Origin of the sequence: Lentzea sp. HUAS TT2, from assembly GCF_051853195.1 — a bacterium.
Taxonomy (GTDB): Bacteria; Actinomycetota; Actinomycetes; order Mycobacteriales; family Pseudonocardiaceae; genus Lentzea.
Map to the genome: position 1 here is coordinate 7,846,154 of NZ_CP196667.1, position 17,098 is coordinate 7,863,251.

A 17,098-nucleotide genomic window follows, 5' to 3' on the forward strand; every position below is an offset into this window, starting at 1 on the left:
GACCGGGTGACACGTGAATGATGTTGTGATGCACTCGCTGCCCAGCACCGTGGCCTCCGCGCTCGCCGAGGCCGACAGCGAGAACACCGACTGGCCCGCGCAGTGGCAGGCGCTCACCGCCGTGTCCGTGGAGCTGCAGTCGTTGCTGGTCACCGACCCCGGCCCGGAGCTGGTCGCGTTGATCGAGCAGATCGTCACCCAGCTCGCCGACGGGGTCGCCGGGAGCCGCCGGCATCGCGTCGAACTCGCTGAGCTCGCCCACCGCGTGCTGGGCACCCACGCCCTCGCGTGCGCGCAGACCCGGCCGGCCCCGCGGCGGCTCGCCGACTGGTTGCTCGACCTGCAGCTGCACCACCCCGACGCCCCCGACGTCAGTCTCGCCGCCTACGCCGACGCCCTGGACGACGACGGTCTCGCGCACTACCGCGAGCAGGCGGTGGAGCTGTTCGAGCCGCTGCCCGTGATCGGCTTCGGCGAGACAGGACGCTACGACCGCGCCCGCTGGGCGTTGCTGCGCGTCATGGAGGAGCTCGCCGAGTACACCGAGGACGTCGACCTGCAGCTGCTCGTGCTGACCAAGGACCTGTCCTCGGGATGGCACTACCTGCAGGTCGCGACCGTACTGCGCGACAACGACCGCTCCGGCGAGGCCCTGGAGTGGGTCGAACGGGGACTGCGCGCGGTCGGCGGGCGCGGTGCGGCGCTGCGGCTGATCGACCTCGCCGTGGAGGAGCACCTGCGCCGCGGCACGCCCCAGCGCGCGGTGGACGTGTGCCGGGAGGCGTTCTTCGCCCGCCCGAACCTCGACGTCTACCTCAAGCTGCGGGCGCTGGTCGTGCACACCGACGACTGGCCGCCGTTGCGCGCGGAGCTCATCGACCACCTCGTGCGCGACGGCAGCCGGCTCGCCGTGGAGGTCTACCGGCGCGTCGTGGAGGTCGAGCTCGCCCGGCGCGGTATCGAGGAGCAGGAGCTGATCGTGGAGTGGTTGGCGCAGCTGCGCGGTCTGCAGCCCGACGCGTTCGCCGACTACCTGGACCACATCAAGTCGCGGCACGTGGCGGACCGCGAACTGCTCGACGAGTTGTCCCGCCGCGGATTCTGACCGATCCCGGTTCGGATAGTCCGTACTCGTACTATCCTATTTCGCATGATCGAGGCCGGAGGGGATCCGGTCCGCCCACGGCCGGGCGCGCTCCAGCTGGGCGGACACCGACAGCAGCGTGCACTCGTCGTGCTGGCGGCCCACGAGCTGCACCGCCAGCGGCAGGCCTGTGGACGTGCGGCCGGCGGGAACGCAGGCGGCGGGGTTGCCGACGATGTTCCACAGCGGCAGGAACGTCGTGTAGTGCGAGGCCGCGAGCAGTGCCGTGACGACGTTGCGGCCGTCCCACTCGCCCACGCGGATCGGCGGGCGGGTCAGCGCCGGGGTGAGCAGCACGTCGACCGAGGTGAACACCCGGTTCGCGTAGGCGGTGAGCGTCGCGTCGTCCTTGGCCGCCCACCGCACGGCGCCGCGCGGGATGCGGCGGCCCAGCTCGCCGACCGCGCGGGTGCGGGGTTCGACCAGGTCCGGGAACTCCATGCCGGTGCGCGCGAGGTAGGCGTTGTGCAGGTAGCGGGCGGCGAACTGGGTGGAGGCGGTGACGTCGCGCATCGGCGGGTCCAGGCGCACCACGTCGTGACCGAGGTCGGTGAGCAGCGCCGCGGTGTCCTGCACGACGTCGCGGACCTCGTCGGCGATCGCGATGCCCGGACCCCACGGCCGCAGCGACACCCCGATCCGCAGTCGGCCGGGATCGGTGCGCGCGGCCTGCGTGAAGCTCGTGCGCGGCGGGTGGGCGACGTGCACGTCACCGGGGGCGGCGCCGTGGATCTGGTCGGCGACCAGCGCCCAGTCCGCCACCGTGCGGGTGATCGGCCCCGCCACGACCAGACCGCCCCACATCTCCGGTTCCGGGGACAGCGAGACGCGGCCGCGCTGGGGCTTGAGGCCGAACAGGCCCGTCACGGCGGAGGGGATGCGGATCGAGCCGGCGCCGTCGGTGCCGATCGCGGCCGCCGCGAGCCCCGCCGCCACGGCCGCGGCCGAACCGCCGCTGGAGCCGCCGGGCGAGTGCGTCAGCGACCACGGGTTGCGCGTCGGACCCGCCCAGGAGCTCTCGGTGTAGGGCCACAGACCCAGCTCCGGCATGCGGGTGCGGCCGACGATCACCGCCCCGGCCTCGCGCAGCCTCGTGACGATCGCGGAGTCGGCCGGCTGCGGGGTGCGGGCGGCGTTGGTGCCCTTGGTCGTGGGCAGGCCCTCGATCGCGATGTCCTCCTTCACCGCGATCGGCACACCCAGCAACGGCAGGTCCTCGCCCGCGGCCCTGCGCTCGTCCGCCTTCTCGGCTGCCGCGAGCGCCTGCTCGGTGAAGACCAGCCGGAACGCGTTGAGCCGCGGGTCGATCCGCTCGATGCGGCGCAGGTGCTCGGCGACGAGGTCGCGCGCGGTCACCTCGCCGGAGCGCACGGCGTGCGCCTGCCTGGCCACCCCGGCGAAACACAGCTCCGTCAGCTCCATGAACCGACCCTAAGCGCCCACAGGTGATCTACGGAATGGGAGTAGCACGCATGAGAGTCCTCGCGATGGCCGCCGCCGCACTCGTCGCCCTGAGCACACTGGTGGCCCCGGCCCACGCCGTGTCGGTGTCGCGCCAGGAGATGATCAGCCGGGCGAAGTCGTGGCTGACCGCCAGCAACGGCGGTCCTGTTCCCTACGGTCAGAACCTGTACTGGGGTGCCGAGGGCTACCGCCAGGACTGCTCCGGCTACGTCTCGATGGCCGCCAGGATCGGCGCTCCCGGTCAGCGCACCGTCGAGCTGGCGCAGAAGCCGTTCTCCACCGGCATCGCGATGAACGACCTGCGGTGGGGTGACATCGTCGTGGATCCCGTGGGCGACGGGAACACCCGTCACGCGGTCATCTTCGACAAGTGGGCCGACCCGTACAAGACCGCCTACTACGGCTACGAGCAGCGCAGTGTCCACGGCACGACCTATCGGGTGCTGCGCTACGGCCTGGGCGGCGACCAGTACGTGGCGCGCCGGCTGACCAACGTGACCGGCTGAGGTGGCGGTGCCCACTGGCTGTCACCGTCGGTGGGCACCGCGTTGAACTCCACCACTGTCCGATGCAATGACCCGGGTCACATCATCGAGTCATGTCCCTTCTCTCGCGCTGGCTCACAGCGACCTCCGGTGTTCTGACCGTGGCGGCGGTGACGTTGGGCAGGCGTCGCCTGGCCTCGATGCCCGCCGAGGCCGACGAGCCCGTCGTGTCGCCGTTGCAGGACATCCGGTCGCGGCTGCGCGTGGCCGAGGCGGACGTGCGGCTGGGCGGGTTGCGGGACTGGGTGGCCTTCGGTGAGGGCCGGGTGGAGAACCGGCAGCCCGCGCTGGACGTGCTGTGCGAGGCGCTGCGGGAGCTGCCGTGGCCCGGCACCGAGGTCGACCGGCGGTGGCGCGGCGTGCTGCAGGCGACGCTGGCCGCGCGGCTGCGGCCCGGTCCGGGGTTCTGGCTCGACAGCGACGTCGACCTGCGGCACACCACGCTGACGGACTTCGACCTGTCGGGGTGCCGGCTTCGGCACGCCCGGTTCGAGGGCACCCGGTTCCGCGGGGACACGCGGTTCGACCACACGACGTTCCTCGGGGCCTTCGTCGCGGACGGCGCGTTCTTCGGGCGGCACGTGCTGTTCACGCGGTCGGTGTTCGCCCGCGGCCTGGGTCTGCGCGGGGTGGCGTTGTGTGGCAACGGCGACCTGTCGCACATCCACGTCGCCGGGCCCGCGGTGTTGAGTGGCGCGCGGGTCTCAGGGCGTGCGGACTTCGGGTGCGCGCGGTTCGGGTCGGAGCTGGACTGCTCCGGGGTGCGCTTCGGCGGGCGGGCGGTGTTCCGCCGTGCCTGGTTCGCCGGTGCCTCGTCGTTCCAGGGCGCGTGGTTCCGCGGCCGGGAGGACTTCGTGGACGCCGTGTTCGGGGGCGACTCCTCGTTCGAGAACACCCGGTTCGGGCACCGCGTTCACGCCGACTGACGGCTCCGGTGGTTGGCCACGGCGACGCGGTTGGCGCACTTGGTCGAGCAGAACCGGCGCTTGCCGTTGCGGCTGGTGTCGACGAACACCAGGTCGCAGCCCTCGCGGCCGCACCAGCCGATGCGTCCGGCGTCCTCGCAGAACAACGCCGCCATGCCCGCCGCCGTGTAGGCCTTGAGGCGCACGTCGGTCGGCGCGTCCTCGCGGGCGTAGTGCAGGTGCGGGGCGCGTCCGTCGTGGGTGGAGATGTAGTGCGTGGTCGACGACTTCGCCAGCAGGTCGTTGAGCAGCTCCACCGCGGGCTCGCGGAACACCTGCCGCAGCCGTTCGATCCAGTCTCGTACGTCACGTTCCTGCCGGGCGTCGAGCGAGCCCAGCGGCTTGTAGTCCGACGCTTTCAGCACGTCCAGCAGGTGTGCGGACCGATCGGCGTTGACCAGCGTCGCGGCGAGTTCGGCGGCCGCCCCGCCGTAAGGGTTGAAATGCACTAGACCATGACAGCACGCTGGTGGTCATGATCGCCACCTGCCCCGCCTGCCACTGGCCCTGCTCCTCCGCCGTCTCCTCGCACGGCGCCGTCGCCTACGTCCGCTGCGTCTGCGGCCTGTTCCTCGTCGTCGAACGCGGCGAGGTCACCGCGACCGCCGGGACCAGCACGTTCGCCCCGAGTCACCACACCCGTGGTGATCTTGCTAGTGTCCCGGACCGTGAGCCGTCGTGATCTCCTGTGCGACACCGCGATCCAGATCCTCGCGGTGGAAGGCGGCAGGGGCCTGACCCACCGCGCGATCGACCGCGAGGCCGGCGTCCCCATCGGCACGACCAAGAACTACTTCCCGACCCGCGAGTCCGTCCTCACCGCGTGCGCCGCCCGCATGACCTCCCTGCACCGCGCCGCCGTGCAACGCCTGCGCGAGACCACCCCGCCCGACATCAGCGCCACCGACGTCGCCGAGCTCTACCCGGCCCTGCTGCGCCGCGCGGTGGCCGACGACCCGACGCAGATGCTCGCGATGGTCGAGCTCTACCTGGAGGCCGTCCGCCGCCCCGGCGTCCGCGAGGCGCTGTCGGGCATGGTGCTGGCCAACGCCGAGGCCGGCGCCGCGCTGCAACAGGCGGCGGGCCTGCCCTCGACGGTGCGCGACACGGGCCTGCTCGACGCCTACTTCCTGGGCGTGGCGATCTCCCTGCTGGCCCTGCCGACCGAGACGCTCGCGACCGTGGGCCTGGACGACCCGTACGCGCTGGGCATCGGCGTGTTCTCCGCGACCGTGCCTAACGCCGGCCCGTCACCAGAACGCAGACCAGCAGAATCAGGCTGAGCACCGCCGGCACCGCACACGCCACGGTGAACACGGTCGGCCCGGTGTCCCATCCCCAGACGGCCACACCACCGGTGATGAGCGCGATGGTCCCCATGAGCGCCGCCGCACGTCCCTTGTTCCTCCCGCGCAGCGACGAGCGGGAGGCGTCGGGACAGTGCGTGCCCAGGGCGCCGACGATCACGCGGCTGTTCTCGGTGGCCCCGCCGAAGTGCAGCTGGGCGCCGTCGGTGAACAGGATCGTGGCACCGGAGTCGGGGTACTCGTCGATCACCCGCACCTGGTCCCACGCCCAGGACCGCCGCGCGCCGGCGACGACGTGGGCGATGCCGTCGTCGGTGAGCTCGATCAGCTGGGGGGTGCGCGGGGCACGCAGCAGGACGACCGCGGCCGGGGTGGCCAGCACCAGGGGGATGAGCGCGAAGACCAGACCGTTCTGGGCGCCACCGAGGTCGAGCACGAACGACAGGGCCAGCAGGGCGGCGCTCGCGAGGGCGACGATCAGGACCACGCGGCCCAGGACGTGCCGCCGGTCGGTGGCGACGGCGTGCGTGCTGTGCAGGGTGCCCATTCGATCAATCTAGTTCAGCGATCAGCGTTGCGTACGTATGGTCCGCGTCGCCCGTCGCGTCGATGACCGTCGTGGTTGGGGTGAGGTAGGCGGTGATGCGGTCGTGGCTGTGCTGGATGACGGTCTCGCCGCCGAGCGCTTCGACGACGTGGTCGATGTGGTGCTCGCGGTGCTGGTAGCGGCTGATCGCGGTCCCGGGCGGGGTGAGCAGCACGAACTCGAGGTAGTCCGCGCCCGCGGACGTGGCCGCTGTGGCGAACCTGTCGCGCTCGCCGTGGCGCATGATCAGCTGCGGCATCACGACGTCGTTTCCGGAGGCCAGGTGGGTGGCGGCCATGCTCAGCGCGAGGGGGCGGACGAGGTCGACCGCGCGGTAGAAGTCCTCGCGCCAGCCGCCGACGAGGCGGACGATCTCGTCGGCGTCGAGGTTGAGGGTTCCGGAGTGGGCTGCGGCGTAGCGGGCGGCGAGCGTGGACTTGCCGACGCCGGTGGGACCGTTGAGGTGGATCAGCCGAGGCACCGGGCCGAGGTCAGCGGCAGACCTTCACCAGCTCGTCGATCGCCGTCGCCACCAGCGCGATCGCGATGTCCGGCGACTTCCCGCAGCTGGCGGGCCGCGGCGGCACCGGCTGCTCGGTCAGCGCCACCCGCCACTCCCGCCCGTCGGCGTGCCGCACGGTCGCGGAGTCCGCGGTCTCACCGACGACGGTCAGCACGTCGCGGGACTCACCGATCTGCGAACGCACGGCGACCTCCGCGACCTGACCCCGCGGGGTGAAGCAGGAACGGCCCCGGCAGCGGTCGGCGACGATGCCCTCGGTGACGACGCGCTCGGCCAACTGGTGGTCGATTCGCCCGTACAGGTGGCCGGTGGGCAGCAGGACGCCGGTGGGCGCGAAGCGGTGGCCGCCGGTGTGGGTGCACTCCCAGAGGTTGAGCGCGGTGGCGATCGGGCGGCCGTACAGGGCGCAGCAGACGTCGCGCTTGCTGTTCGTGCAGATCAACAGCAGCGGGTCGGCGACCGGGGTGCCGAACGCGGTGGAGCGGCCCGCGCCCAGTGCCTCGAAGTCGAGCTCGAGGGCTTCCTCCGGGGAGTCGAGGTCGGCCTGTTCCAGCCACGAGGCGCCGGGCTTCGTCGAGGCCAGGTAGAGGCGCCGGGTCGCGGGAACGTGGGTGTCGGCGTGTTTGCCGGGGCGGCGGATCAGCAGGATGCGCACACCGGTGCCGGCGGCGCGTCGGGCGAGCTCCGCGCCGAGCTCGGGGTCGAGGTGGCTCTCCAGCAGGGCGTCGCGGCCCCAGGGGCCCGGCTGTTCCAGGCACAGCCACGCCGTCGCGGTCGCGGCCGTGCCGGCCAGCGGTTCGCCCGCGAAGTCGGAGAGTATCGAGCACCTCATCTGCACACCCTATACGGCCGTTCGGGTGATGACTAAGGACACCCTTACTTAATCTGTGTGACCTTGGACATCAGTGGTAGGGACGTGGAGGAGAGGTCTAGGTTTCGTTCATGAACCTCGCGGTGTGGATCGTCTCGGGAGTGCTGGCGGCCCTCTATCTCATGGCGGGCTTCACCAAGCTGGTCAAGGCCAAACAGGACCTGCTGGCCGAACCGCGGATGTCGTGGGCCGGCGACTTCACCGAGGGGCAGGTCAAGGGCATCGGCGCGGTCGAGGTCGCGGGCGCGCTCGGGCTGGTGCTGCCGTGGCTGACCGGCGTCGCGCCGATCCTCACCCCGATCGCGGCGCTGGGGCTGGCGCTGGTGCAGGTGGGTGCCGCGATCACGCACATCCGGCGTGGCGAGGGCGCGACGGTGCCGGTCAACCTGGTGCTGTGCGCGCTGGCGGTGTTCGTCGCCGTGGTGCGCTTCGGTCAGCTCTGACCCTCCAGCTGCCGCACCTGCTCGCGCATCGACGCCTCGAGCTTGGCGCGGTAGCCGAGGAACAGCTTGTTCGCCAGGTAGGGCGCCCAGTTGCCCTGCCTGGCGATGTTGTAGACGCGGTGCCGCACGAGCGCGCCCTCGGGGTGCGGGTGCAGCGTGTCCTCGCCGCGGTACCACCAGTCGCCCCAGTAGGCGATCACGCCCTGCTCGCGGTCCACGAGCCGGTGCGATCCGGACTCGCCGGCGTCGGCGAACATCCGCGCGCGCACGTCCTCCAGCGGCGCGTGCACGACGCCGGTCACTTCGAACAGCAGTCTCATCGGTGTCTGTCCTCCCAGTCGTCGAACCCGCCGACGGTGCCCTCGGCGGTGGCGGTGGCGAACCAGGACAGCCAGGCGCGTTCGGCGCGCAGCACGGCCATCCGGTAGTCGAGCTCGATCCACGCGAGCTGCGGCAGGCCCATGCCCGCGAGCTTCTCCAGCAGCACGGCCAGTGCGGTGAGTTGCTCGGCGACGGCGGCCTCACGCCGGCGCACGACGTCGAGGGCCTCGTCCGGGGGCAGCAGGCCGACCATCGAGATCCCGGCCTCGAAGCGCGGGTACTCCCTGGCCGGTTCGGCGATCAGCGAGCGCAGCCAGTCCCGCAGCTCCACCGTGCCCGCGTCGGTGACGGAGTAGACGGTGCGTTCGGGCCGGTTGCCCGCCTTCTGCACGGCCGACGCGGCGATCAGCTCGTGTTTCCGCAGCGACTCCACCACCGTGTAGAGGGAGCCGTAGTTGAGCTTGACGACCTCCTCCTGGTGGCGTTCCCGCATGGTCTGCGCCATCTCGTAGGGGTGCATGGGCCGCTCCGACAGCAGGGCCAGCACCGCGAGGGCCAGGGGGTTCGTGCGCTTGAACGTCATATCCGCTCCCGTATATCCGGCGCCGAGTATAGGGGTTAGGGTGGGCGGTATGACAACGGTGATCACCGGGGGAAGCCGGGGTATCGGTGCCGCGACCGCGCGCAGGCTCGTGCGCGACGGGCATCGGATCGTGATCAGCTACCGCCAGGCAGAGGCCGAGGCGCGGCTGCTGGAGAAGGAGCTCGGGGTGCTGGCCGTGCAAGCCGACACCGCGGACGAGCACGACGTGGCAAGGCTGTTCGACGCGGCCGGCGACGACATCACCGGGGTGGTGAACAACGCAGGCATCACCTCGCCGTCCGGTCCGCTGGCGCAGTTGCGCACCGAGGACCTGCGCCGCGTGGTGGACGTCAACGTCATCGGCGCGTTCTTCGTCGCGCGGGAGGCGGCGCGGCGGATGACGGGTGGCGCGATCGTGAACGTGTCCTCAGGCGCGGCGACGCTGGGCAGTCCGGGGGAGTACGTGCACTACGCCGCGACCAAGGCCGCCGTGGACGCGTTGACGATCGGCCTGGGCAAGGAGCTCGCGCCGCGCGGGATCCGGGTCAACTGCGTGCAGCCCGGCACCATCCGCACCGACATCCACCAGCTCTCCGGGCAGCCCGACCGCCCGGACCGCGTCGCCGGACGGGTGCCCATGGGCCGTCCGGGCGAGGTGGACGAGATCGCGAACGCCATCGCGTGGCTGCTCTCCGACGAGGCCTCGTACACGACGGGCGCGATCCTGCGGGTGACCGGCGGAACCTGAGCCTTTCGCCTCTTCGGGCGGTGTTCGCGCTGCCCCTAAGCTTCACCGTCATGTCCGCGCCCACGCTCACCCACTTCGTGCTCGCCAACACGACGCTGGCCCCGGTGCCGCTGGTGCCGGAGGTGCTGCTGCACAGCGCGGCCGAGGCGATGGACCTGTGGGAGCTGACGCACCACGACCAGCCGCCGTTCTGGGCGTTCCCGTGGGCGGGCGGGCAGGCCCTGGCGCGGCACCTGCTCGACAACTCGGGTCTGGTGCGCGACAAGAAGGTGTTCGACCTGGCGTGCGGCTCGGGCCTGGTCGCGATCGCCGCGGCGCTGGCGGGCGCGGACTCGGTGACGGCGAACGACATCGACCCGCTGGCGCTCGCCGCGGTGGAGCTCAACGCCTCGGCCAACGGCGTCACGGTGCACACGGTGGACGGTGACCAGCTCGACAGCGACGCCCTCGGCGCGGACGTCGTGCTGGCCGGTGACGTGTTCTACGACGCGGAGATCACCGCGCTGGTGCTGCCGTTCCTGACCAGGGCCGCCGCACGGGGCGCGCTGGTGCTGCTCGGGGACCCGGACCGCGCGCACCTGCCGCGCGACCGGTTCACCGAGCAGGCCCGCTACGACGTGCCGGTGCCGCTGACGCTGGAGAGCACCGAGACCCGCAGCGCGACGGTGTGGCGCGCCTAGCCGATCGAGATGGCGTCGAGCTTGGCGCGCAGGTACTGCCCGCCGCCGACCTCCGGGTAGCGGCCGTCGAGCGAGACGATCCGCGCGTCGTGGTCGGTGTTGTAGAAGAAGATCAGCGACACCAGGTCCTCGTCGGGTGCGGAGGCGTCCGGGGGCAGCACGCGGTGCGGGGTGGAACGCCACCGGTCCGAGGTCCAGCGCGCCATCAGGTCACCGATGTTGACGGTGAAGGCTGCCGGGTCGAACGGCGCGTCCTCCCACTCCCCGCCGGCGCCGCGGACCTGCAGCCCGCCCACGCCGTGCTGGCGGTCCAGGATCGTGACGGTGCCGAAATCGGTGTGCTCGCCGATGCGGAACTGCCCGGCCGCGGCGGGCCCGACCTGGCGCAGCGGCGGGTAGTGGTTGACGTTGAACGCGTAGGAGGCCTTGCCGGTGTGGCGGGTGAACCGGGTCTGCGGCTCGCCCAGGGCGACGGCGAAGATCGTCAGCAGCTCGTCGGACAGCGCCCGCATCCGCCGCAGGTACTCCGTCACGGCACCCTCGAGACCCGGTACCTCGGCGGGGAAGACGTTGGGGCGGAAGAAGAACGGGTCGCCGCCCGCCGGGTCGTCCGACCCGAACGCGAGGGTCTCCTTCAGGTCGGCCGGTGCCATCGCGCCGTCGGCCCGTCCGGTGGCCTGCTCGTCGGGCGGCAACCAGCCCCGTCCGCCCGTGCGCACCGCGTAGGGCTGTTTGCCGGCGGCGGGCAGGGCGAAGAACTCGCGCGACAGCGACCGGGTCCGTTCGCGCAGCTCGTCCGGGACGCCGTGCCCGGTGATCAGCAGGAACCCCGACTCCCGCAGCGCCGCGTCGACGCGCGCCGCCACCTCGGCACGCCGCGTGCCGTCGAACCACCCGGACAGGTCCACCAGCGGAACACCCATGACCGCACTCCTACCGCCACGGCGTGCGCCGCGCCAGTGGGGCTAGCCCAGCCGTTCCACCACGAACGCCGTCAGGAACCCGGCGGTGGTGCACAGCCCGGTGTAGAGGCGGGCGCGCTCGTAGGCCTCGGGGATCATCGTGTCCGCGATCATCGCCAGGATCGCCCCGGCGGCCACGGCCGTGATCACGGCGATGAGCTGCGGCGACGCGCCGTCGAGCAGCAGGTTGCCCAGCGCGGCGGACACCCCGCTCACCACCGCGATCCCACCCCACACCCCGAACACGTACCCAGATCCGCGTCCGGCCCGTTTCATGCCGGCGACGCTGGACAGGCCCTCGGGGACGTTCGAGATGACCACCGCCACCAGCATCGCCACCCCGACCCCGCCGCCGCTGAGCAGCGACACGCCCAGCACGACCGACTCGGGGACGCCGTCGAGCAGCGCCCCCACCGCGATCGCCGTGCCGCTGCCTGCCTGGTCGGACTCGGTGGGCTGGTTGCTGCTGCGCTTGCGGTGCCGTGCCCCGCGGCGGGCCAGCAGCAGGTTCGCCAGCACGTAACCGACCGCGCCGCCCAGGAACCCGGCGGAGGTGGCGAGCAGCCCGCCGGTCTTCTCCGCCTCGTCCATCAGCTCGAACGCCGCCGCCGCGGTCAGCACCCCGGCACCGAACGCCATCACCACGGCCACGACGTCACGGGGCACGCGCAGGAACCAGGCGACGAGCGCGCCCACCACGAGCGCCCCGCCGCCTGCCAGTCCCCAGATCCCTGCTTCCACCCACTGCGGCACCGCTACATCTTGGCGAAGAACACCTTCAGGTCGCCCGCCAGCAGCTCCGGCGCGTCGTGCCCGGAGTAGTGCCCGCCCCGTTCGAACTCCGACCAGTGCACCAGGTTGTGGTGGTCGCGCTCGGCGAAGCGGCGGATGGTCTGGAAGTCGTCGGGGAAGATCGCCACGCCCATCGGCACCGTCGTCGGCTCGGTGGGCTGGTCCTCGCGGTGAGCGTCCTCGAAGTACAGGCGCGCGCTGGAGCCCGCGGTGGCGGTGAACCAGTAGATCGCGACGTTGGCGAGCAGGAAGTCCTTGGTGACGGCCGGTTCTCCCATCAGCTGCATCGTCCAGGCGAGCTGGCCGACGGGGGAGTCCGCGAGCGCGAACGCCACGTTCTGCGGCCTCGCCTGCTGCAGCTTCGCGTAGCCGGACATGGTCTCCCAGAAGTTCTGCAGCACACCCAGGCGCCGGTAGTCGTCCTCGGTCAGCCCCTCCATCTCAGCCGGGTCGCCCGAGGGGAACGAGAAGATCTGCGTCACGTGCACCCCCACCACGTGCTCCGGGTCGACCTGCCCGACCTGCGGCGCGATGATCGCCCCCGCGTCGTTGCCGTGCACCCCGTAGCGCTGGTACCCCAGCCGCGCCATCAGCTCCGCGAACGCCCTGGCGATCCGCCCGGAGTGCCAGCCCGTCTCGGTCGTGGGCCCGGAGAACCCGAAACCGGGGATCGAGGGGATGACCAGGTGGTGGTCCTCGCGCAGGTGCTCGACCACGCCGAGGAACTCCACCACCGAACCCGGCCAGCCGTGGATCAGCATGACCGGCAACGCGTCCGGGTTCGGGCTGGTGACGTGCAGGAAGTGAACGTTCGTGCCGTCGATCTCGGTGACGAACTGCGGGAAGGCGTTGAGCCTCGCCTCGACCGCCCGCCAGTCGAAGTCCTCCGCCCAGTACCGGGCCATCTCCGCGACGTCCGCCACGTCGTCGCCGTAGAGCGACCCGGCCCCCGCGACCTGGTCGGTCCACCGCGTCCGCGCCAGCCGAGCGCGCAGCTCGTCGATGTCGGCATCGTCGATCGCGACCTGGAATTCCCTGATCTCCGTCATAACCCGAGGCTAACGACGCTTGCGGCCAGCCCCTGTCCTAAAGTGTCGGTCCATGTTGGAAACCTCGGCGCGCCTGCTGCGCCTGCTCGCCCTGCTGCAGTCACGCCGCGACTGGCAGGGCAGCGAACTGGCCGACGAGCTGCACATCAGCCCCCGCACCGTCCGCCGCGACGTGGACCGCCTGCGCGAGCTCGGCTACCCGGTCAACGCCACCACAGGCTCGTTCGGCGGCTACCGCCTCGGCGCCGGCGCCGAACTCCCACCCCTGCTGCTCGACGACAACGAGGCCGTCGCCGTAGCCGCCGCCCTGCGCACCAACGCCGTCACGGGCCTGGAAGAGGTCTCCCTGCGCGCGCTGCTGAAACTCGAACAGGTCCTGCCCTCCCGCCTGCGTCACCGCGTCTCCGCCCTGGAACAGGTCGAATCCGTTCCGCGCGACTCCCCGGCCCCCGCCCTAGACCCGGAACTGCTCTCTACCCTCGCCGCCGCTTGCCGCGACAGCGACACCCTGCGCTTCGACTACCAGGCCCACGACGGAGCATCGACTCGCCGCCGGGTGGAGCCCCATCGCTTGGTCAACTGGGGCCGCCGCTGGTACCTCGTCGCCTGGGACGCCGACAAGTCCGACTGGCGCAGCTTCCGCGTGGACCGCATCACCCCGCCTCAGCCACCGTTCGGCCCGCGCTTCACCGCACGCGACTTCGACGCCACCACCTACGTCGCCTCCCGCGTCACCCAGGCCGCCTGGCGCTTCCAGGCCCGCGTCCTGGTTCGTGCATCCGCCGACGCCGTCGCCGCCCGCATTCATGCCGCCATCGGCACCGTCGAAGCCGTCGACGCGCAGTCGTGCGTGCTCGTGACCGGCTCCGACTCCGTCGAAACGCTCGCCGTGTGGATCGGCATGCTCGGCTACGACTTCGAGGTCACCTCACCACCGGAGCTCGTGGCACACGTTCGCTCTCTTGCGGCCCGCTACGCCCGCGCCGTACAAGACTGAGCATGGCCATCACCGGACGTGACATCGAGCACCTGCTCTACACCGACACGCCCGACCCGATCCTGGTCGTGCACAACGGGGTGACCGAGATCGTGGCCGCTGCGGAGCTGGGCTCGCATGTTGGGGCCGTGGTGGTGTGCTCGCGCAGTGAGATCCTGCGGAGGGTGGGGGAGCGGGATCTCAGCGAGGAAGAGCTGGCGGCGATGGCGGTGGCTCTTACGGAGGCCATTCAAGATCCAGATCAGCAGCGGCATGCCTGATCAGATCAATCCGTTCCGAAAACCAGCCCTTCTGGGCGAGCGCCAGGTCCTCGGCCAGATCGAACCTGGCGCGAGAGCCCGCCTCGAACATCCGCACCAACGCATCCACCACTTCGTCAGGCGGCAGCAGGTCGAGATCATTCCTGGCGAGCCTCAGCAGCTCGCGATCGTCCCCGCCCCGCCCCAAGTGCCTGACCACCTCTGTCAGATAGATGTCCCTCGCGGAGAAGGAGTCCTTCAGCTGCTCCAACGCAGGCAAGGACTTTGCTGGTGACGCGGCCATGAGTTCGATCAGCACGGCCGTCACCGCGATGCCGTGCACGGAGGCCAACGGCGTCACCGCGTCCCGCAGCGTCATCGCGACCTCGTCCAGGGTCACATACGGCTCCGCCATCACCAGCCACTCCGTGCCCACCTCGCGGGTCCGGGAGTTCAGGCACACCGAGAAATGCCGATCGGCGTCCCGTTCCACCCAGAGCCACAGCACCACGCTCGCCCATTCGCTGGAGGGCAGCCGCGACTTCCAGAACAATGTGAGCCGCCGCCAATCGTCGACGCCAAGCCCGAGATCGTCGGAGTAGCACCTTCCACGCAGCGCCAGCGTCAGCACCACCAGGTTCAGCGAGTACTTCGCGTCCCGCACCGAGTCCGTCAACGCCACCGGCGCATACCCACCACGCGAACTCCGTGACTCGTCCCGCGCGGCGAACAACCGCGACACCAGGTCGAACAGCCCGTCCCGGTCGGAGTCGGCAGCGAACTCCCGCAGGAAATCCAGCACCGGCTTGCTCGCCGTCAGCGCGGCGAACGACAGCACCGAGTACAGCTCGGTGTCGTCCACCGTCACCTTCCTCCGCGACCGTGCCTCGTCCTCCCGGCGTAGCTCCGTCAGCCTGTCCCACACGAAACGCGCCACCAGGTACTCGCCGAACGTCGCGTGCAAGAACTCGTAGGTCCGCAGCTTGGTCAGGTCCTCCCGGATGGCCTCGACCCTCTGCACGAAGAAGAACCGCCCCAGCACCGTCTCACCGGCCGACAAGGGAGTGCGTGTGCCCCTGAGCCTTTCTGGAGACGCAACATCCAGCAGTTGGACCAGGTCCGCAGTCACCTCGTGCTCGGCGGCCCACTGTGCACCTCGGTTGAACATCGCCAGCGCCACCACCGACAAGCGGTCCAGCTCGAAACCGACATCCTCAGCCAGATCGGCCTCTGTGCGGTCCAACTCGGTCTTGGTGACCTCGCGCTCGGCGAACCGGTCGAGCAGCCGCCCGTACAACTGACCGCGGCTCAGTCCTTCGTGGTCACGCTGGAACGAGCTGTCCACCGCGTCGTACAACGCCAGCATCAACAGCAGCAACGGCTGAGAAGCCAGGTCTGGGTAGCGCAGCACCGTCTCGGCGGGCAGCGGTCGGTTGACCGCGTTCCACACCTCCAGCCACGCGCGCACCTGCTCCTCGTCGAACGGCATCAACCGCACCACCTGCGTGCCCGGCGGCAACTCCAGCCCAGCGCACACGCTCAAGCGGCTAGTCACCACGAACAACGCCGGCCTGCCCCTGTCCTCCAGTCTCTGCTGGAACTCGGCGATCGTCGTCAGATACCGCGTCTGACTCACACCTGTGGCCTGCAACAGCTCGTCGAACCCGTCCAGCACCACCAACGGCAAAGCGCCACCGGTCTTGCGGGAGAACTCCGCCCAGCTCACCGGCTCCTGCAACAAGGTGCGCAGGCCGTGCTCGATCTGTTCCTCGAGCGTGCAGTTCGCCGGTGTGCACCGCAGTTCCACCCGCACAACGGCGAAGTCCGACGCTGGCAGCCGCGCCGCCAGCATCTCCGTCAGCACCGACTTGCCCGAACCCGGATCACCCAGCACGAGCAGGGGAGCAGACAACGCCTCCGGTGAGGTCAGATAGCCCGCGAGATAGGCGTACAGGTCGTCGCGGACCGGCACGTCGTCCCACCACGAGAGCAGCGACGGCGCAGCGGCCTGCTCGGTGCCGATCACCACCTGGAACTGCGGGTCGATGTAGGCCTCGGCGAGACTCGGGATCCACACGCCCTGAGGCACGTCGCCCGACTTCACCAACGGCCGCCGCAACGCGCCCTGATAGACGCCGGCGAGCTCGGTCAGCCGCACCTCGGGTGTCAGGTCGGTCGTGGTCTCGCGCAGCACGTCCTCCAGCCGCGCCAACGCCTTGCGGGCCGCGATGCCGTCCTGGACCGCGAACCAGAACCTGATCTCCGGGTACTCGGCCGCGAGCTGGCCCAGCAGTTCCTGGTACCGGTCGACCGCGAACGTGGAAGCCCTGACGACCGCCGCCCGCGCACGGTCCTGTTCGGTCTCGGTGAGAGCGTCCCAGGCTGCCATGCTCTGCAACGCCCTGTTCAGGTTCGAGCCCAGGTCCGTGTAGAGCTCCAGCAGTTCTAGCTTGGTCACCTCGTAGGGACGAGCCGCGGAAGGTAGTGGCAACGCCGACGTCCACGGGTTGAACGGCATGACCAGCTCGCGGTCCTCGGCGGTGAGGGGCACGCCCGCCTGCTGTAGCTCGAAGGACTCGAAGAACGCGGTCATCACCACGACTGCGTGGGCGGCGTGCAGTTGCTGGGTGCGGGTGTAGCGGCTCACACCGCGGCGCTTCGCGGAGACCTTGGAGATCAGCTCGTTGCTCAGGCGGAGGAAGTCCGGCTTGGCGTCGAACAGGTCCAGCACCTGCCACAGCCCCAACGAACCCGCCAGCAGCGCGCCTCCCAGGACCTTGTCCATGGCGGCGATGACCGGGTGGTCGCGGCCGCCGAGGATCTTGACGGCCTCGTTGTAGCTGTAGGTCTTTCGCACCCGAAGGTGTCTACCCGACGGG

The 17,098-nt window shown here is 70.8% G+C and carries 21 protein-coding genes; 10 read left to right on the forward strand and 11 right to left on the reverse strand.

Annotated elements, in window-relative coordinates:
* The first annotated feature begins 13 nt into the window (after window positions 1-13).
* Window positions 14-1,105 carry a hypothetical protein gene (locus tag ACSHWB_RS37345; RefSeq protein ID WP_439658022.1) on the forward strand — a complete coding sequence of 364 codons (1,092 nt, stop codon included), beginning with the start codon at window positions 14-16 and terminating at the stop codon, window positions 1,103-1,105.
* A 36-nt stretch (window positions 1,106-1,141) separates the two neighbouring features.
* Here ACSHWB_RS37345 and ACSHWB_RS37350 read toward each other — a convergent pair whose 3' ends face one another.
* A complete protein-coding gene (locus ACSHWB_RS37350; RefSeq protein ID WP_439658023.1) occupies window positions 1,142-2,566 on the reverse strand; it encodes an amidase in 1,425 nt (474 codons plus the stop codon).
* A 50-nt stretch (window positions 2,567-2,616) separates the two neighbouring features.
* On the opposite strand from ACSHWB_RS37350, the gene ACSHWB_RS37355 reads away from it, so the two are divergent.
* Window positions 2,617-3,114 (forward strand): hypothetical protein, encoded by a 498-nt coding sequence (locus ACSHWB_RS37355; protein ID WP_439658024.1) that lies wholly within the window; start codon window positions 2,617-2,619, stop codon window positions 3,112-3,114.
* A gap of 92 nt (window positions 3,115-3,206) precedes the next feature.
* Window positions 3,207-4,079, forward strand: a complete 873-nt coding sequence (locus ACSHWB_RS37360) for a pentapeptide repeat-containing protein (RefSeq protein ID WP_439658025.1) — start codon at window positions 3,207-3,209, stop codon at window positions 4,077-4,079.
* Here ACSHWB_RS37360 and ACSHWB_RS37365 read toward each other — a convergent pair.
* Entirely contained in the window at window positions 4,067-4,567 is a 501-nt protein-coding gene (locus tag ACSHWB_RS37365) for a CGNR zinc finger domain-containing protein (protein ID WP_439658026.1), read from the reverse strand. The genes ACSHWB_RS37360 and ACSHWB_RS37365 overlap by 13 nt on opposite strands.
* Window positions 4,568-4,593: 26 nt before the next feature.
* Here ACSHWB_RS37365 and ACSHWB_RS37370 point away from each other — a divergent pair, with 26 nt between their 5' ends.
* Both ACSHWB_RS37370 and ACSHWB_RS37375 read left to right on the forward strand, forming a co-directional pair.
* The gene (locus ACSHWB_RS37370) at window positions 4,594-4,800 is read left to right on the forward strand and encodes a hypothetical protein (protein WP_439658027.1); all 207 of its coding nucleotides are present in this window, start codon (window positions 4,594-4,596) and stop codon (window positions 4,798-4,800) included.
* On the forward strand, window positions 4,787-5,401 hold the full coding sequence (locus tag ACSHWB_RS37375; protein WP_439658028.1) for a TetR/AcrR family transcriptional regulator: 615 nt from the start codon (window positions 4,787-4,789) through the stop codon (window positions 5,399-5,401). Before ACSHWB_RS37370 ends, ACSHWB_RS37375 begins: the two co-directional genes overlap by 14 nt.
* Here the strand turns inward: ACSHWB_RS37375 and ACSHWB_RS37380 are convergent.
* The 3 genes from ACSHWB_RS37380 to ACSHWB_RS37390 are packed head-to-tail and all read right to left on the reverse strand — an operon-like array spanning window position 5,355 to window position 7,366.
* On the reverse strand, window positions 5,355-5,972 hold the full coding sequence (locus tag ACSHWB_RS37380) for a hypothetical protein (RefSeq protein WP_439658029.1): 618 nt from the start codon (window positions 5,970-5,972) through the stop codon (window positions 5,355-5,357). The two genes, ACSHWB_RS37375 and ACSHWB_RS37380, sit on opposite strands and share 47 nt — an antisense overlap.
* A gap of 4 nt (window positions 5,973-5,976) precedes the next feature.
* Window positions 5,977-6,492, reverse strand: coding sequence for an AAA family ATPase (locus tag ACSHWB_RS37385; protein WP_439658030.1), 516 nt, complete (start codon window positions 6,490-6,492; stop codon window positions 5,977-5,979).
* 10 nt (window positions 6,493-6,502) lie between these two features.
* Entirely contained in the window at window positions 6,503-7,366 is an 864-nt protein-coding gene (locus ACSHWB_RS37390; protein ID WP_439658031.1) for a sucrase ferredoxin, read from the reverse strand.
* A gap of 110 nt (window positions 7,367-7,476) precedes the next feature.
* Here ACSHWB_RS37390 and ACSHWB_RS37395 point away from each other — a divergent pair, with 110 nt between their 5' ends.
* Complete coding sequence (locus ACSHWB_RS37395) at window positions 7,477-7,848, forward strand: DoxX family protein (protein WP_439658032.1); 372 nt, start codon at window positions 7,477-7,479, stop codon at window positions 7,846-7,848.
* Here the strand turns inward: ACSHWB_RS37395 and ACSHWB_RS37400 are convergent.
* Together ACSHWB_RS37400 and ACSHWB_RS37405 are read right to left on the reverse strand one after the other, a co-directional pair.
* Window positions 7,839-8,168 carry a hypothetical protein gene (locus tag ACSHWB_RS37400; protein ID WP_439658033.1) on the reverse strand — a complete coding sequence of 110 codons (330 nt, stop codon included), beginning with the start codon at window positions 8,166-8,168 and terminating at the stop codon, window positions 7,839-7,841. The genes ACSHWB_RS37395 and ACSHWB_RS37400 overlap by 10 nt on opposite strands.
* Window positions 8,165-8,752 (reverse strand): PadR family transcriptional regulator, encoded by a 588-nt coding sequence (locus ACSHWB_RS37405; RefSeq protein ID WP_439658034.1) that lies wholly within the window; start codon window positions 8,750-8,752, stop codon window positions 8,165-8,167. The genes ACSHWB_RS37400 and ACSHWB_RS37405 overlap by 4 nt, the downstream gene beginning before the upstream one ends.
* A 49-nt stretch (window positions 8,753-8,801) precedes the next feature.
* On the opposite strand from ACSHWB_RS37405, the gene ACSHWB_RS37410 reads away from it, so the two are divergent.
* Together ACSHWB_RS37410 and ACSHWB_RS37415 are read left to right on the forward strand one after the other, a co-directional pair.
* Window positions 8,802-9,500, forward strand: coding sequence for an SDR family oxidoreductase (locus ACSHWB_RS37410; RefSeq protein ID WP_439658035.1), 699 nt, complete (start codon window positions 8,802-8,804; stop codon window positions 9,498-9,500).
* Window positions 9,501-9,550: 50 nt separating this feature from the next.
* Window positions 9,551-10,180 carry a class I SAM-dependent methyltransferase gene (locus ACSHWB_RS37415; RefSeq protein WP_439658036.1) on the forward strand — a complete coding sequence of 210 codons (630 nt, stop codon included), beginning with the start codon at window positions 9,551-9,553 and terminating at the stop codon, window positions 10,178-10,180.
* On the opposite strand, the gene ACSHWB_RS37420 is transcribed toward ACSHWB_RS37415, so the two are convergent.
* From ACSHWB_RS37420 to ACSHWB_RS37430, 3 genes are read right to left on the reverse strand one after another with little or no spacing between them, the layout of a single operon-like run.
* Entirely contained in the window at window positions 10,177-11,103 is a 927-nt protein-coding gene (locus ACSHWB_RS37420) for an isopenicillin N synthase family dioxygenase (RefSeq protein WP_439658037.1), read from the reverse strand. The two genes, ACSHWB_RS37415 and ACSHWB_RS37420, sit on opposite strands and share 4 nt — an antisense overlap.
* 42 nt (window positions 11,104-11,145) lie before the next feature.
* On the reverse strand, window positions 11,146-11,895 hold the full coding sequence (locus tag ACSHWB_RS37425; RefSeq protein WP_439658038.1) for a ZIP family metal transporter: 750 nt from the start codon (window positions 11,893-11,895) through the stop codon (window positions 11,146-11,148).
* A 2-nt stretch (window positions 11,896-11,897) separates the two neighbouring features.
* Window positions 11,898-12,983, reverse strand: coding sequence for an epoxide hydrolase family protein (locus tag ACSHWB_RS37430; protein ID WP_439658039.1), 1,086 nt, complete (start codon window positions 12,981-12,983; stop codon window positions 11,898-11,900).
* 52 nt (window positions 12,984-13,035) lie between these two features.
* Here ACSHWB_RS37430 and ACSHWB_RS37435 point away from each other — a divergent pair, with 52 nt between their 5' ends.
* Entirely contained in the window at window positions 13,036-13,980 is a 945-nt protein-coding gene (locus ACSHWB_RS37435) for a helix-turn-helix transcriptional regulator (RefSeq protein ID WP_439658040.1), read from the forward strand.
* A gap of 2 nt (window positions 13,981-13,982) precedes the next feature.
* Window positions 13,983-14,240, forward strand: a complete 258-nt coding sequence (locus ACSHWB_RS37440) for a hypothetical protein (protein WP_439658041.1) — start codon at window positions 13,983-13,985, stop codon at window positions 14,238-14,240.
* On the opposite strand, the gene ACSHWB_RS37445 is transcribed toward ACSHWB_RS37440, so the two are convergent.
* Entirely contained in the window at window positions 14,197-17,076 is a 2,880-nt protein-coding gene (locus tag ACSHWB_RS37445; RefSeq protein WP_439658042.1) for an NACHT domain-containing protein, read from the reverse strand. The two genes, ACSHWB_RS37440 and ACSHWB_RS37445, sit on opposite strands and share 44 nt — an antisense overlap.
* Window positions 17,077-17,098 lie beyond the last annotated feature (22 nt).

Excerpts from the sequence above, each read along its gene's own strand:
- ACSHWB_RS37350 (WP_439658023.1), bottom strand. The coding sequence starts at position 2,566 with ATGGAGCTGACGGAGCTGTGTTTCGCCGGGGTGGCCAGGCAGGCGCAC.
- ACSHWB_RS37355 (WP_439658024.1), top strand. The coding sequence starts at position 2,617 with ATGAGAGTCCTCGCGATGGCCGCCGCCGCACTCGTCGCCCTGAGCACA.
- ACSHWB_RS37360 (WP_439658025.1), top strand. The coding sequence starts at position 3,207 with ATGTCCCTTCTCTCGCGCTGGCTCACAGCGACCTCCGGTGTTCTGACC.
- ACSHWB_RS37370 (WP_439658027.1), top strand. The coding sequence starts at position 4,594 with ATGATCGCCACCTGCCCCGCCTGCCACTGGCCCTGCTCCTCCGCCGTC.
- ACSHWB_RS37380 (WP_439658029.1), bottom strand. The coding sequence starts at position 5,972 with ATGGGCACCCTGCACAGCACGCACGCCGTCGCCACCGACCGGCGGCAC.
- ACSHWB_RS37390 (WP_439658031.1), bottom strand. The coding sequence starts at position 7,366 with ATGAGGTGCTCGATACTCTCCGACTTCGCGGGCGAACCGCTGGCCGGC.
- ACSHWB_RS37395 (WP_439658032.1), top strand. The coding sequence starts at position 7,477 with ATGAACCTCGCGGTGTGGATCGTCTCGGGAGTGCTGGCGGCCCTCTAT.
- ACSHWB_RS37400 (WP_439658033.1), bottom strand. The coding sequence starts at position 8,168 with ATGAGACTGCTGTTCGAAGTGACCGGCGTCGTGCACGCGCCGCTGGAG.
- ACSHWB_RS37405 (WP_439658034.1), bottom strand. The coding sequence starts at position 8,752 with ATGACGTTCAAGCGCACGAACCCCCTGGCCCTCGCGGTGCTGGCCCTG.
- ACSHWB_RS37410 (WP_439658035.1), top strand. The coding sequence starts at position 8,802 with ATGACAACGGTGATCACCGGGGGAAGCCGGGGTATCGGTGCCGCGACC.
- ACSHWB_RS37415 (WP_439658036.1), top strand. The coding sequence starts at position 9,551 with ATGTCCGCGCCCACGCTCACCCACTTCGTGCTCGCCAACACGACGCTG.
- ACSHWB_RS37420 (WP_439658037.1), bottom strand. The coding sequence starts at position 11,103 with ATGGGTGTTCCGCTGGTGGACCTGTCCGGGTGGTTCGACGGCACGCGG.
- ACSHWB_RS37430 (WP_439658039.1), bottom strand. The coding sequence starts at position 12,983 with ATGACGGAGATCAGGGAATTCCAGGTCGCGATCGACGATGCCGACATC.
- ACSHWB_RS37435 (WP_439658040.1), top strand. The coding sequence starts at position 13,036 with ATGTTGGAAACCTCGGCGCGCCTGCTGCGCCTGCTCGCCCTGCTGCAG.
- ACSHWB_RS37440 (WP_439658041.1), top strand. The coding sequence starts at position 13,983 with ATGGCCATCACCGGACGTGACATCGAGCACCTGCTCTACACCGACACG.